Source organism: Synechococcus sp. SYN20, from assembly GCF_014279555.1.
Lineage (GTDB): Bacteria > Cyanobacteriota > Cyanobacteriia > PCC-6307 > Cyanobiaceae > Synechococcus_C.
This window is the reverse complement of sequence record NZ_CP047959.1, coordinates 1,002,913-1,016,443: the sequence shown is the minus strand read 5'-3', so window position 1 is coordinate 1,016,443 and position 13,531 is coordinate 1,002,913. Positions and strand designations below refer to the sequence as shown.

Genomic DNA, 13,531 nt, shown 5'->3' with positions numbered 1-13,531 from the left:
TAGTTAGTCCTTGAAGTCCACCAGCGCTCAATTCGATATCCAAAAATCACTAAAAAGACAACAAACCAAAACCATAATTCTGGTGGATTGGCATTTAATAGAACGATCAATAAAACCAACTCAGAAATCAACCAAGGAATCTCTTGCTTCAGTAATGGGCGTATGGACATTTTAGAAACAGAATCAGGGAAGAGTGTCAGGTTGACGCAGGAAAGGTCGATCAAAAAGGCGATCAATCCTCAATGAGCGATAACCGCCTGTGAGCGAACGAAGCCCTGGCAAGACATAGGTAATCGGTGAGCGCCATTCCACATAAGCAAAGGCATCCACGGTCAAACCATCGCGAATCGGGAAGACTCCACTGCCATCAGAAAGCGTCCAAAGGAAACCATCATCAGACGTTGATTGACGCTGCAGAGTGATCTCAGTACGCATCACTGGGCCATCTCCAGCCAAGTCATTCGCTAACTGTGCATTACCGGTTGTCGTGGCGATATCTTCCTGCGTTGCAGGCAACGTGAGCACACTCTTCACCTTTCCTTCAATGCCACCAAAACGCCCTCGTTGGTTCCAGCGCGGAACCACTTCAACAGGCAACCCAAGGGGTAGTCGACGCGCATCCGCAGGTGGGAAGTAGGCAACAGCGATCAGATCGGGGCCGTTACCTCGTGCCACATCACCACGGCCAATCGTGCCAAGACGATCCCCCATTTTGATCGTCTGACCAGGAATCACCTGAAGATCCAGCACGCGGCCGTCGCGCTGCGCTGTGATCGTGCCATCAAAGGCCAATTTCGCCTCGCTAACGCGAATTTTCCGCTTCAGATCATCAATCACGAAGGTCCGATCGAGCTGCTCAGACTCAAGATCAAGTTTGATTTGTTGAAATGATGTAAGGGCCTGTTTGCTTTGAATCTTGAGATCATCCAAAGCAACGCTGGTACTTGTCAGTCCTTGCTGCGCCGACACCACATCGCTAGACAGTGGAGCCACCACAGCCCGCCGCGATAACCATTCAAGATTGCGAAGCTTCCCGGCAAAAGTGCTCTGAAGTTCACCCAGGCGGCGCTCGTCGTCTTTGAGCTTAGCGAGAGTGGTATCAAGAGTTTGTCGTGCCGTCTCAAGCCTCAATGCATCGCGCTGATTTAACTCGATATTTTGTTTTTGAAGCTGATTTAAATTGCCTTTCTCTTGCTCTAGTTCACGTTCAAGCTCAGGTAAGTACAGCGTCATCAGGACCTGCTGTTTCTCAACGCGATCGCCTACACCTACATCAACGTTCAAGACTTGACCAGCAGACCTGGCATTCAAAACACCAGCATTATCTGGATAGATCAGAACACCTTTACCCTCAACTTGAGTAGGAACAGGCCAAAACAGAAGCCAAATGCCAAGCAGTCCCCCCATTCCCGCCAAACAAGCACCAACTTGTTGATGGTCATCAAGACCATCCCAACGAGTTTTGATCTTATAGAAGGAGATCAAAGACACAATAATTGTCGCTGTTGCAGGACCATCGTGACAACCAGGGATGAGGACGAACCTTCGAACATCAATCGTCTGTCATCGATGTTCAAGGCTCATTCCTTCCCACAGTTGCAAACACAGATCAGATCAACAACGTAAACGATGTAATCACAGATTCAAATAAGTCTTTAACGCGAGGCCAGCGGCTTTCATTGGTGCTTGTGGCAAGGGTGTACAAGCGGCCTCGATCCACAACGACGGTGGCCAGCTCATGGCGATCGCGATCCTGAAGATGCACGGCGTACTCCAAGTCATAGAACGTATGACCTGAGGCCTCCCGCTCTCGTGCCTCGATCAACTCAGCATTGCGGCCGCTGCCATCTGGAGCGATCACGTCACGGCGCAAACGTTCCCCAACGGCAACAGCACTGCCCAGTGCCTGCAGGTCGTTATCAGCATTCACTTCCGAGACCACAAGGCTCACCGTTTCATCGCTGTTGATCAGATCGTGAAAAACAACCGTGGGGCCCCCCGTAACCGCCACCCGGGTCCAACCCGTGGGATAGAGGAAGGCATATCTGCCGTCAGGACTTTGGAACGAGTTAAGGCCGGCTCCAGCACCGCTGCAAGCGGTAAGCAACACAACACAGACAATGCTGAGGAGCGATCGGAGCGGAACTTGCAACGGAAAGCGCATCGAATCGTTCATGAATCGATCCCATTCTGCCCGGAGATCTCCCTGCCTAGATTTCAAAGACTTGCAAAAGAGTTCTGAGCGGCTTCACCCGACCGTTAGCACGGTTGATCGACCAGTTCGAACGTCTCCCCGGCATTGGTCCACGGACCGCACAACGGCTGGCCCTTCATTTGCTGCGCCAACCAGAAGAGCAGATCCATAGTTTTGCTGATGCTCTCTTGGCAGCAAGGAGTCAGGTGGGGGAATGTCAAACCTGTTTCCATCTCAGTGCGGAACCCACCTGTGAGATCTGCAGGAATCCAGAGCGCTCCATCGGCTTGCTTTGCGTCGTTGCCGATTCAAGGGATCTGCTCGCCCTCGAACGCACCAGAGAATATGTAGGCACCTACCACGTTTTGGGTGGCCTGATCTCTCCAATGGACGGCATCGGACCAGAAATGCTGCAGATCAGCAGCCTCGTCAAAAGGGTCGCAGCAGATGAAATCAAAGAGGTGATCCTTGCTCTCACCCCAAGCGTGGAGGGGGATACCACGAGTCTTTATTTGGCACGCCTACTCAAACCGTTTACGGAAGTGAGTCGAATCGCCTACGGCCTTCCCGTTGGAAGCGAACTGGAATATGCCGACGATGTCACCTTGAGTCGGGCTTTGGAAGGGCGTCGAGCAGTTGAATGAAACTCCAAGAGCCGCGGTCATGAAAAAGAGCATGAGCCGTTACAGCGAAATCCGCCCCAGTGAGCGCTTACCCGAATGGTTGAGACGTCCCATCGGTAATGCCTCGGCGATTGAGCAGGTGCAATCCCTGGTCAAACAAAACGGGCTGAACACGATTTGCGAGGAGGGACGCTGCCCTAATCGGGGGGAGTGTTACGCAGCCGGCACCGCAACCTTTTTGCTAGGCGGCTCCATCTGCACCCGTAGTTGTGCGTTCTGCCAAGTCGATAAAGGCCGTGCGCCCGAAGCCTTGAACCCTGAGGAGGGGGAACGGGTGGCAGAAGCCGTGCTTCGCATGGGTCTGCGCTACGTGGTCCTCACGGCCGTAGCCCGCGATGACCTTGAAGACCATGGAGCCAGCTTGTTCACAAGCGCAATGGCGGCGATCCGTGCCCGCAATCCCTTGATCGCTATCGAAGTGCTCACCCCAGACTTCTGGGGCGGTGTAGCCGATCAAGCCAAAGCCCTCCAGGCTCAACAGCAACGTCTCGCCAGCGTTCTCAAGGCACAGCCCGTTTGTTTCAACCACAATCTTGAAACGGTGAAGCGACTGCAAGCCGAAGTCCGCCGTGGGGCGACTTACACACGCTCGCTTGGGCTGCTTGCCGCGGCCAGAGAACTTGCCCCATCGATACCCACCAAAAGCGGCCTGATGCTCGGCTTGGGCGAGAGCAAAGAGGAAGTCATCGACACCTTGAAAGACCTACGCCAAGTGGATTGTCAGCGCATCACACTCGGCCAGTACCTCCGACCATCTTTGGCCCATATCCCCGTAGCGCGTTACTGGCACCCCACGGAATTTGCAGAGCTTGGGGCCATCGCCACAGACCTTGGTTTTACTCAAGTGCGTAGTGGGCCATTGGTTCGCAGCAGCTATCACGCAGCGGGAGACTGAGCCGTCCAGCGCTGCACAGCTCGCTGCTGCACCTCGGCACAATCCGCCGTCATCAGAGCGCCAGCACCACCCCAAACCATCCGCAGAGGCAAGTCCCAAACAGCGGCTTCCACCTCATGCACCGTGCTGAATCCACGTTGCTGGAAGTAACGCACCAAGCGACGATGCTGGCCCTCTGCATCCCGTATCGCTAACAACCTGGCCCTTAGGCAAGGGGTGGACTCAAGCGCCCAAGCCATGGTGGCGGCCCAGATCAGATCTCCCGTGCCAGCGGGAGCTTGGGGCCGAACTCGCATGGTGTCGAGCTGCAATCCAGTGGTAGCGCCATAGGCCCAAGCTTTCATCTCGCCCTGGAGTTGCAAGCGATCAGCTGCCAACTGTTCAGCCACCACCAAGCGCAAACTCCAAAGCCCTAGGGGGCGTCCAACTTTGAGGCGCAGCAGCAAGCCACGTTCGCGTGCCTGAGCTTCTAGATCATTGAGCATCAGCACGCGGGCAGAAAAGAGAAAGGACTCACCTCGACCACCGAGGCAATGGGAAGTGGGCCATACAGATGCGGGAAAAGCACGCCTGTATGGATGGCATCTGCTCGCAGGGGGGCAGACACCAGCTTCGGATTGATTCTGAGCGTTAGGACGGCACCAGCGTCGGCATAAAACCGGTCAAACGTGGCTTGCAGCTGCTCTTGCCAAGACAGATGAATGAATCCCACCTGTTCGAGGGACAAGCCGCGCGTTGAAACGCGATAGTCGCCTCGCTCTAGAGCAGCCTGCCAATCGGATTCCAAGGCGAGATGAAACAGCGGTTGATCCATGGGAATTGCAATGGCATCAGCCGGAAAAATCGGTTGCATTCCACCTGACAACCAGGGATCAGCACGTTGCATCAATCGTTCCATCATCGGATCAGCGAGAAAGCGCATCAGCCATTCCCGCAACGGTGCCAAGTGAGGATCAGCATCAAATCCAGCCGCATCGGTCAGACGCCACTGCCGTACAAACGGCCATAGGGCCGCATCCGCCAAAGCCATCCGATCAGCCAGCAACCAGCCGTTCCTGCTGATGCGTTCGCTCCAGCTGCGCAAAATGACAAGACCAGCCTGGCGATGGTCCTCTTTTAAGGCTCCGGGATAACGGTCGGAGTACTTGAAACGATCGAGATGATGCTTCAACGACCGATCATTTTCTTCAATCAAAAGAACTGAGTCTTCAGCCTCCAACACGCCACAGGGATCAGCCTTCTGCAAAGCCCAGCGCATGATCGCCAAACTCTCATCGATCACGCTGCCGTCAGCTAAGACCAGAACCGGAACCGTGCCCTTAGGAGAGGCCTCCAACATCGCTGCAGGCTTGGCTTTGAGTTCAATTTCTCTCCACTGCACCATGAGACCGGCCTGGAGCAGGGCCCAGCGAGCACGCATCGCATAGGGACAACGGCGAAAGCTGTAGAGGATGGGCAGCAAGCGAAGTCTGAAAGCAAGACATGGCCACTGAAGCACTAGGCCTGAAGCTGGTCGATCTGTTGTTGGCGCATGGCAAATCTGCGGCGATCGGCCTCTGTGAATTGATCGATGCAATGCAAACACTGCACGCCTTTGATGTAGCTCGGCAGGGTTTGCTGCTCAGAGGAAACCGGCAAACCGCAGGCATGACATAGGCAGTAGTCACCTCGTTCCAACTGATGATTCAGCGCAACGCGCTGATCAAACACGAAACACTCCCCTCGCCATCGGCTGTTCTGCTCTGGAACCTCTTCGAGATAGCGAAGAATGCCTCCACGCAAATGATGGACTTCACCAAAGCCCTGCTGTTGCAAAAAACTGCTGGCCTTTTCACAGCGAATGCCACCGGTGCAAAACATGGCAATGCGCTTAGGGCCCTCTTGCGCAACGCGAGGACGAAGCGTCTGATCCACCCAGTCGGGAAAGTCCCGGAAGCTTTCCGTTTGCGGATTTAAGGCCCCTGCAAAACTGCCGATCTCCACCTCGTAGGTGTTGCGCGCATCGATCACCAGCGTGTCGGGATCATCAATCAAGGCATTCCAATCCTGAGGATCCACATAGGTGCCAACACTGTCACGAGGATCCACTTGCGGTTGTCCAAGCGTCACGATCTCTCGCTTGCTCCTGGCCTTAAAGCGTCGAAACACTTGATCAGGATTCCAGCTGCGCTTCACCTCCAGGCAGTCGTAATGGGCCTCACCAAGCGGAAGCTGGCTGCGTAGAAGGGCTAGCAATCGCTCGACTCCCAACGAAGGACCACAGACCGTGCCGTTCACACCTTCAGCAGCGATCAACACCGAACCAAGAACGGTTTCAGCCTGCGCCAGGGGGGGCAGGGCGGTTAGCAGCTCCTGTTGATCGGCGTCCGCCAACGGGGTAAAGGCATAAAAAGCTGCAACTAGCAGATCGTCCTGAATCCCATCTGCTCCCATCGCAGCTCCCATCAGGCAGCCGCTGGGGAGTGCCAGTTGGCCTGCACACCGGCAGTTCGAAGCAGCGCACGGTCAGCCTCCACCGCGGGATTTCCAGTCGTGAGGAGCGTTTCGCCATAAAAAATCGAATCCGCACCAGCTTGCAAGCACAAAATCTGCGCCTCCTGGCTGAGCTGTTCCCGACCCGCACTGAGGCGAACCCGACTGCCGGGCATGAGGATCCTCGTAACGGCAATCATGCGAACCAACTCGATGGGATCGATGGGGGGCAGTTCCTCGAGCGGAGTGCCCTCTACCGCCACCAAAGCATTAATCGGAACGCTCTCCGGATGGGGATTGATCGACGCCAGCACCTGCAGCATGGAGGCCCTGTCCTTCACAGTTTCCCCCATACCAATGATGCCGCCGCAGCAGAGAGTCACACCTGCTTGACGCACCCGCTCAAGCGTCTCCAGGCGTTCTTGGAAGGTCCGCGTCGTGATGATTTTGTCGTAGTGCTCAGGGCTGGTATCAAGGTTGTGGTTGTAGGCCGTTAGACCCGCCTCAGCGAGACGCTTTGCCTGGTCATCGGTGAGCATCCCGGCGGTGACGCAAGCTTCCATCCCCAAGGCACGCACTCCACTCACCATCTGCAACATCGCCTCGAATGGGGCACCTTCGCGGATTTCACGCCAAGCCCAGCCCATGCAAAATCGGTCCGCACCAGCCTGCTTGGCAGCTTTGGCTCGCTCTAAAACAGGAGCCACCTGCAATTCGGGCTGACCTGTGACATCACTGCTGTGATGCATCGATTGGGGGCAGTACGCGCAGTCTTCTTCGCACCCTCCCGTTTTGACACTCAACAGCGAAGCCAACTGGACGTGATATCCAGGGTTGGTGGCACGATGCACCCCCTGAGCACGCCAAAGCAAATCCATCAGGGGAAGATCCAAAAGCGCTTCGATCTCGCTTCGCGTCCAGTCATGGCGCACTTCAACCGCTTCCGTCATCAACCCTGAGAGAGAACCTCGAACCCTCAGGATCCCAGAGCATCGGCGATTAGACCACTAACCCCCCAAAGCGACGGGTTCGACCTTGATAATCCAAGAACGCGCTTACTAAGGCCTCACGATCGAAATCGGGCCAGAGAACATCGGTGACGTGGATTTCGGCGTAAGCGAGCTGCCACAACAAAAAATTGCTGATTCGATGTTCACCACTCGTGCGAATCAAGAGATCGGGATCAATTTCTCCCGCTGTGAACAGTTCTCCAGCGAGGGTCTGCTCGTCGATCATGGAGGGGTCCAGCTCACCAGTTGCTGCCCGTTCAGCCAGCCGTCTGGCTGCGACAACCAGCTCATGCCGTCCTCCGTAGTTGGTGCAAACGTTGAAATGAATTCCATCGTTCAACGCCGTACGCTTCGTCGCTTCGTCGATCAAGGACTGCAGACGGGACGGCAGAGGCTCAAGATCGCCAAGAAAACGGATCCGAACCCTCTCCTTTTCCAAAGCCTGAAGCTCGCGTTCGAGCACCCGCTCAAACAACGTCATCAAAAAATTCACTTCATCTCCTGGGCGAGACCAGTTTTCTGTGGAGAAGGCGTAGGCGGTAAGAGCCTTCACACCCCAATCGCTGCAACGACGCAAGGTCGCTTTCAGAGCCTCAACACCTGCCCGGTGCCCCATTACACGCGGTAAGCCCCTTGATTGGGCCCAGCGTCCATTGCCATCCATGATCACTGCCACATGGGCGGGCAAACGCTGAGGATTGATCTCGGCAGGACAAACCTCAATCCGAGCGTCATCTGAACTAGTGACCAAGCGTTGACTCAAAGCGATGAGTCCTGGGAAGCATTTTTCACGCTACGTGAAGACCCGGTTTTCGCTGAAGCAGAGGACACCGGAGCCGCCATCAACTCGGTCAATAAATCCTGAAGACGCGAACTGGTGATCGGACGTTCGAGCTTGCCCTGATTCGCGAGCGACAACGTGCCTGTTTCTTCAGAAACCACCACACAAATACAGCGGTCAAAGCGTTCGGTAATGCCTAAAGCCGCGAGGTGTCTTGTGCCATAGCGACTGATACCTTGACGCGACAGCGGCAAGATCACGCCAGCAGAAAGAATGCGATTTCCCTTCAGCACAACGGCACCGTCATGGAGAGGTGTGTCGGAAGCGAACAGATTGAGAAGGAGTTCACTGCTCAACTGAGCGTCGACGGTTACCCCTGGGTTCAGGAAATCCTCGGGGCGCAAGTCACTGCCTAAATCCACCACGATCAAGGCACCGCGGCGAGATTTAGACAGCCGACCTGCAGCATCGGTTAATTGAGCGACAGTGCTGGCGGTCGCTCTGAGCTTGCTTTGAGGATTGCCCAACAGAACGGCGAGCCGCCCTGTGCCGAGGAGCTCCATCAAGCGGCGCAATTCGCCCTGCCAAAGAATGGCCAGAGAAAGGGAGCAGGCGAGAACTAATGCATCGACCAACGTCGATGTCAGCGGAAGATTGAAAAACCGCTTGACAAACCAAGCCAGAGCAACGAGAAACAGGTAACCCCTCAACAGCCAAAGGGTTCGCTGCTCGTTGACTCTCGTAAAAAGAAGAAAACCGAGAGCAGAAGCGCATAAAACGTCGATCAGCAGGCGAAGTTGCAACACCGCCATTCCGTTTATGCACCTCTCAATAGTTCAAGCTCAGTGTACCGAGCGCAGGCGATCTGGCATCAGGTCATAACGCAGTAAATCCTCTGGCTGCTCACGCCGCTGAATCAGTTCCGCCTGTCCTTGATGCACCAACACAGCAGCGGGTCTCGGAATCCGGTTGTAGTTCGAGCTCATCGATAGGTTGTAGGCACCTGTTGCCAGGACCACCAGCACCTCACCGCTGCGGCAAGACGGAAACGACAAATCCTTGAGCAACACGTCGCCGGATTCACAGTGCTTCCCAGCCAAGGTGATCGTTTCGTCTGCCGGCGCCAGGGGGCGGTCCGCAAGACATGCCGTATAGAGCGACTGGTAGGTGATCGGACGCGGGTTGTCGCTCATGCCACCGTCAACGGAGACGTAGGTGCGAACGCCTGGAACCACCTTGCGAGCGCCCACGGTGTAAACCGTCACGCCACTGGACGCCACCAGAGAACGACCTGGCTCGCACATCAAGCGTGGCAATTCAAGACCGCGCTCCCGGCACGCCACGGTCACCGCGTCTGCCACCACCTTGACCCAAGCATCGATCGACGGTGGATCGTCGGATTCGACGTAGCGAATTCCGAGTCCACCACCAACATTGAGATCACGTACTGGGTGACCGAGCTCACGGGCCAACTTGAGGGCATCAGCCATCACAGCCGCCAAATCCCGATGCGGATCCAGTTCAAAAATCTGCGACCCGATGTGCGCATGTAGACCTTCAACACGAGCCCACGCACACCCTGCCAAGGCTATTAACACGGGCTGCAGCTGATCGGGATCAAACCCGAATTTGCTGTCTAGATGTCCTGTGCGGATGTACTCGTGGGTATGGCATTCGATGCCCGGTGTGAAACGCAGCATCAAGCGCACGGGCGCTCCGCCCTTAGGAACGAGCTCAGCCAGGCAATCCAGATCGTGCTGGTTATCAGCTACGACCATCACGCCATGGCTGTAGGCGAGGGCGAGCTCCTCAACAGATTTGTTGTTGCCATGCAGCACCATGCGCTCCGGTGGCATGCCGCCGTTAAGGGCTGTAAGCAGCTCTCCAGCGGAGACGGCATCAAGACCAAGCCCTTCTGAGGCCACGAGGCCTGTTAAGGCCAGGGAGCTATGGGCTTTGGATGCATACACGGCAAGGGAATCACCGGGGTAATGACGCTTTAAGGCTTCCCGATACTCCTGAGCGGAGGCACGAATACTGACCTCATCAAGGACGTAAAGCGGGGTACCGTATCGCTTTGCGAGTTCGCTCAGACAGCAGCCCCCCACCATCAGACGGCCTTGATCATCGAGCTCAGCCGACACGGGAGCCAGATTGCGATTGGGGCTGACGGGATCACAGCCGGATTCATAAGGTGTGGCCAAGGCGTCGTCAGGAATAGGCGATCGAAGCAATCTAGGAAGCGATGCTTCTCAATCCTGACCCCAAAACGATCCGACTCCAGCGAACGCATGCTTTGGCATGCCTGAAACTCGATGCCCTAGCCCTCAATGGCCTTTGGACTTCAGACCATTGGGAGCGAGAACTCTCCGACCCCCAGCGGATCTGTATCGGGATTGCTGCTAGCGCAGACACGTTGTTAGCAATGGCCTGCGGCTGGGTTGTTTTGGATGAACTCCAAATCACAGTGCTTGGGGTTGAACCAGAGCATCGGCGCCGCGGACTGGGCCGAGCAGTTTTGAAACGGCTGCTACTGGATGCCAGCAGCGCAGGGGCGAGACACGCCATCCTCGATGTGGCTGAAGACAATTACGGGGCACGAACTCTTTACAGCGCGTTTGGCTTCCAAACCGTTGGTCGCCGTGACCGCTACTACCGAGACGGCAAGAACGCTTTGATTCAGTCGTTAGAGATGCAAAGAGAAATGAAACTGAATTCAATCAATTCAGCACTCAGCTGGTAGGGATACCCGCCCTGATCGAACAGAAACCCGCACTACATTTCTGCATTGATTAACACTTTTTCAGGGCCTCAGCCCAAATCACTACTGGGATCTGGGTTGGTATCGAGAGTGATCACAACAACTCTTCATCCCTGATAGCTTGGTTTCACCATTAACGGCCCTCAAGATGTTCGAGCGGTTTACCGAAAAGGCCATCAAGGTGATCATGCTGGCCCAAGAAGAGGCCCGTCGCCTCGGCCACAACTTTGTTGGAACAGAGCAAATTTTGTTAGGTTTGATCGGTGAGGGTACCGGCGTCGCAGCCAAGGTGCTCAAGTCGATGGGCGTCAACCTCAAGGATGCTCGAGTTGAAGTTGAAAAAATCATTGGTAGGGGATCTGGCTTCGTTGCCGTTGAAATCCCCTTCACACCACGTGCCAAGCGTGTTCTTGAGCTCTCTCTAGAAGAAGCAAGGCAGCTTGGCCACAACTACATCGGCACCGAGCATCTCCTCTTAGGCCTCATTCGTGAGGGAGAAGGCGTTGCAGCACGAGTACTCGAAAATCTTGGAGTTGACCTGGCGAAGGTGCGCACACAAGTAATTCGCATGCTCGGCGAAACGGCTGAGGTGGGTGCTGGTGGCGGCGGCGGAGCAAAAGGCTCTACCAAAACCCCAACTTTGGATGAATTCGGCACCAACCTCACTCAACTTGCGACTGAGGCAAAGCTGGATCCGGTTGTAGGACGACACAAAGAGATCGATCGAGTCATTCAAATTCTCGGCAGACGTACTAAAAATAATCCCGTTCTTATTGGTGAACCTGGCGTTGGCAAAACGGCTATTGCCGAGGGCTTGGCTCAACGGATTCAGCAAGGTGATATTCCAGATATTCTTGAAGAAAAACGAGTTCTCACCCTCGACATTGGCTTGCTTGTTGCAGGTACGAAATATCGCGGGGAGTTTGAGGAGAGGCTGAAAAAGATCATGGAAGAGATCAAGTCAGCCGGCAATGTGATTTTAGTGATTGACGAAGTTCACACGTTGATCGGTGCTGGTGCAGCCGAAGGTGCGATTGACGCAGCAAATATCCTTAAGCCAGCATTAGCTCGAGGTGAACTTCAATGCATCGGAGCAACAACCCTCGATGAATACCGCAAACATATTGAGCGCGATGCGGCTTTAGAACGTCGTTTCCAGCCCGTCACGGTGGGGGAACCTTCCATTCCGGAAACCATTGAAATTCTGAGGGGACTGCGTGAGCGCTATGAACAGCACCATCGCCTGAAAATCACTGACGCGGCTCTCGATGCCGCTGCAACATTGGGGGATCGGTACATCTCTGATCGTTTCCTTCCAGACAAGGCCATTGATCTGATTGATGAAGCTGGAAGCAGGGTTCGACTGCTCAATTCCAAGCTTCCTCCTGCAGCCAAGGAAGTGGATAAAGAGCTCCGCGCCGTCCAGAAGGAAAAAGAGGATGCGGTTCGCGAACAAGATTTCAATCGTGCAGGAGAACTGCGTGATAAAGAAGTTGAGTTGCGTGAAAAGATCCGTACGTTGCTGCAAAGCAGCAGAGAAGATACCTCCGTCAATACTGGGGATGAGGCTCAAACCTCTGAGACAGTAGTTGGTGAAACAACGGCCTCTGAACCCACAGAGAGATCAGTAGCAAAACCACAACTTCTCACCACTCCTGTTGTGGACGAGGAAGACATCGCACACATTGTGGCCTCATGGACCGGGGTTCCCGTTCAGAAACTCACCGAAAGTGAGTCCTTCAAATTGTTGAACATGGAGGAAACTCTCCATCAGCGGTTAATCGGACAAGATGAAGCCGTGAAAGCGGTGTCCAAGGCAATTCGTCGTGCCCGAGTTGGCCTGAAAAACCCCAATCGTCCTATCGCAAGCTTCATTTTCTCTGGTCCTACAGGCGTAGGCAAAACAGAGCTCACCAAGGCTCTAGCCGCCTATTTCTTCGGCAGCGAAGAAGCGATGATTCGCCTTGACATGTCGGAGTTCATGGAGAGACACACGGTCAGCAAATTGATCGGTTCTCCTCCGGGCTACGTGGGATTTAACGAAGGAGGACAGCTCACAGAAGCGGTTCGTCGTCGTCCCTACACCGTTGTGCTCTTTGACGAAATCGAGAAAGCCCATCCCGATGTTTTCAACTTGCTTCTGCAACTTCTAGAAGACGGTCGTCTGACCGATTCCAAAGGAAGAACCGTTGATTTCAAAAACACTTTGATCATCATGACTTCGAACATTGGTTCGAAAGTGATTGAGAAAGGTGGCGGCGGACTTGGTTTTGAATTCTCTGGTGAAAATGCTGATGAGAATCAATACAACAGGATTAAGTCTCTTGTTAATGAGGAACTAAAGCAGTACTTCAGGCCTGAATTCCTGAATCGTCTCGATGAAATCATTGTCTTCCGTCAACTCAACCGTGAGGAAGTGAAAGACATCGCGGAGATCATGCTTAAAGAAGTGTTTGCTCGCATCGGTGACAAGGGAATCACTTTGACGGTCTCCAATGCCTTCAAAGAGCGTCTTGTGGAAGAGGGCTATAACCCTGCCTACGGAGCAAGACCATTGCGTCGTGCAGTGATGCGCCTTCTCGAAGACAGCCTGGCGGAGGAAGTCCTCACCGGCCGTATCAAGGAAGGTGATTCAGCTGAGGTGGACATCGACCATGACAAAAAAGTGGTTGTCCGCCACCTCAACACCTCGACCCCAGTGACACCCCAATTGGCCAACGCTGGGGTTTGAGGCA

Annotated in this window: 13 protein-coding genes; 4 read left to right on the top strand and 9 right to left on the bottom strand. The window is 54.7% G+C overall.

The annotated features are described in order from the left end of the window. Positions 1-183 precede the first annotated feature (183 nt). Complete coding sequence (locus SynSYN20_RS05340) at positions 184-1,407, bottom strand: NHLP bacteriocin system secretion protein (RefSeq protein WP_255476382.1); 1,224 nt, start codon at positions 1,405-1,407, stop codon at positions 184-186. A gap of 202 nt (positions 1,408-1,609) precedes the next feature. Then, positions 1,610-2,164 carry a photosystem II reaction center PsbP gene (psbP, locus tag SynSYN20_RS05335; RefSeq protein WP_186525482.1) on the bottom strand — a complete coding sequence of 185 codons (555 nt, stop codon included), beginning with the start codon at positions 2,162-2,164 and terminating at the stop codon, positions 1,610-1,612. A 104-nt stretch (positions 2,165-2,268) separates the two neighbouring features. Between psbP and recR the strand changes: the two genes are divergently transcribed. Together recR and lipA are read left to right on the top strand one after the other, a co-directional pair. Then, positions 2,269-2,838 (top strand): recombination mediator RecR, encoded by a 570-nt coding sequence (gene recR / locus SynSYN20_RS05330; protein ID WP_370586562.1) that lies wholly within the window; start codon positions 2,269-2,271, stop codon positions 2,836-2,838. A gap of 31 nt (positions 2,839-2,869) precedes the next feature. Next, positions 2,870-3,772 carry a lipoyl synthase gene (gene lipA / locus SynSYN20_RS05325; protein WP_186525479.1) on the top strand — a complete coding sequence of 301 codons (903 nt, stop codon included), beginning with the start codon at positions 2,870-2,872 and terminating at the stop codon, positions 3,770-3,772. Here lipA and SynSYN20_RS05320 read toward each other — a convergent pair. From SynSYN20_RS05320 to lysA, 7 genes are read right to left on the bottom strand one after another with little or no spacing between them, the layout of a single operon-like run. Next, positions 3,754-4,257 carry a hypothetical protein gene (locus tag SynSYN20_RS05320; protein ID WP_186525480.1) on the bottom strand — a complete coding sequence of 168 codons (504 nt, stop codon included), beginning with the start codon at positions 4,255-4,257 and terminating at the stop codon, positions 3,754-3,756. The two genes, lipA and SynSYN20_RS05320, sit on opposite strands and share 19 nt — an antisense overlap. After that, positions 4,257-5,234: a DUF952 domain-containing protein gene (locus SynSYN20_RS05315; RefSeq protein WP_186525018.1), complete on the bottom strand. Its 978-nt coding sequence runs from the start codon at positions 5,232-5,234 to the stop codon at positions 4,257-4,259. The genes SynSYN20_RS05320 and SynSYN20_RS05315 overlap by 1 nt, the downstream gene beginning before the upstream one ends. A gap of 35 nt (positions 5,235-5,269) precedes the next feature. Next, a complete protein-coding gene (locus SynSYN20_RS05310) occupies positions 5,270-6,217 on the bottom strand; it encodes a rhodanese-related sulfurtransferase (protein ID WP_186525017.1) in 948 nt (315 codons plus the stop codon). Next, positions 6,217-7,194 (bottom strand): biotin synthase BioB, encoded by a 978-nt coding sequence (gene bioB, locus SynSYN20_RS05305; RefSeq protein WP_186525016.1) that lies wholly within the window; start codon positions 7,192-7,194, stop codon positions 6,217-6,219. Before bioB ends, SynSYN20_RS05310 begins: the two co-directional genes overlap by 1 nt. Positions 7,195-7,243: 49 nt before the next feature. Continuing rightward, positions 7,244-8,017: an isoprenyl transferase gene (locus SynSYN20_RS05300; RefSeq protein ID WP_186525015.1), complete on the bottom strand. Its 774-nt coding sequence runs from the start codon at positions 8,015-8,017 to the stop codon at positions 7,244-7,246. Next, positions 8,014-8,847 (bottom strand): diadenylate cyclase CdaA, encoded by an 834-nt coding sequence (gene cdaA, locus SynSYN20_RS05295; RefSeq protein ID WP_186525014.1) that lies wholly within the window; start codon positions 8,845-8,847, stop codon positions 8,014-8,016. The genes SynSYN20_RS05300 and cdaA overlap by 4 nt, the downstream gene beginning before the upstream one ends. A gap of 30 nt (positions 8,848-8,877) precedes the next feature. Then, positions 8,878-10,239 carry a diaminopimelate decarboxylase gene (gene lysA / locus SynSYN20_RS05290; RefSeq protein WP_186525478.1) on the bottom strand — a complete coding sequence of 454 codons (1,362 nt, stop codon included), beginning with the start codon at positions 10,237-10,239 and terminating at the stop codon, positions 8,878-8,880. Between the two features lie 41 nt (positions 10,240-10,280). Here lysA and SynSYN20_RS05285 point away from each other — a divergent pair, with 41 nt between their 5' ends. Together SynSYN20_RS05285 and SynSYN20_RS05280 are read left to right on the top strand one after the other, a co-directional pair. Next, a complete protein-coding gene (locus SynSYN20_RS05285) occupies positions 10,281-10,778 on the top strand; it encodes a GNAT family N-acetyltransferase (RefSeq protein ID WP_186525013.1) in 498 nt (165 codons plus the stop codon). A 166-nt stretch (positions 10,779-10,944) separates the two neighbouring features. Continuing rightward, the gene (locus SynSYN20_RS05280; protein WP_186525477.1) at positions 10,945-13,527 is read left to right on the top strand and encodes an ATP-dependent Clp protease ATP-binding subunit; all 2,583 of its coding nucleotides are present in this window, start codon (positions 10,945-10,947) and stop codon (positions 13,525-13,527) included. Positions 13,528-13,531: the final 4 nt, after the last annotated feature.

Coding starts and splice junctions, on each gene's coding strand:
- SynSYN20_RS05280 (WP_186525477.1), top strand. CDS start 10,945: ATGTTCGAGCGGTTTACCGAAAAGGCCATCAAGGTGATCATGCTGGCC.
- SynSYN20_RS05310 (WP_186525017.1), bottom strand. CDS start 6,217: ATGGGAGCTGCGATGGGAGCAGATGGGATTCAGGACGATCTGCTAGTT.
- SynSYN20_RS05320 (WP_186525480.1), bottom strand. CDS start 4,257: ATGCTCAATGATCTAGAAGCTCAGGCACGCGAACGTGGCTTGCTGCTG.
- lipA (WP_186525479.1), top strand. CDS start 2,870: ATGAGCCGTTACAGCGAAATCCGCCCCAGTGAGCGCTTACCCGAATGG.
- psbP (WP_186525482.1), bottom strand. CDS start 2,164: ATGCGCTTTCCGTTGCAAGTTCCGCTCCGATCGCTCCTCAGCATTGTC.
- bioB (WP_186525016.1), bottom strand. CDS start 7,194: ATGACGGAAGCGGTTGAAGTGCGCCATGACTGGACGCGAAGCGAGATC.
- SynSYN20_RS05285 (WP_186525013.1), top strand. CDS start 10,281: ATGCTTCTCAATCCTGACCCCAAAACGATCCGACTCCAGCGAACGCAT.
- cdaA (WP_186525014.1), bottom strand. CDS start 8,847: ATGGCGGTGTTGCAACTTCGCCTGCTGATCGACGTTTTATGCGCTTCT.
- SynSYN20_RS05340 (WP_255476382.1), bottom strand. CDS start 1,407: ATGGGGGGACTGCTTGGCATTTGGCTTCTGTTTTGGCCTGTTCCTACT.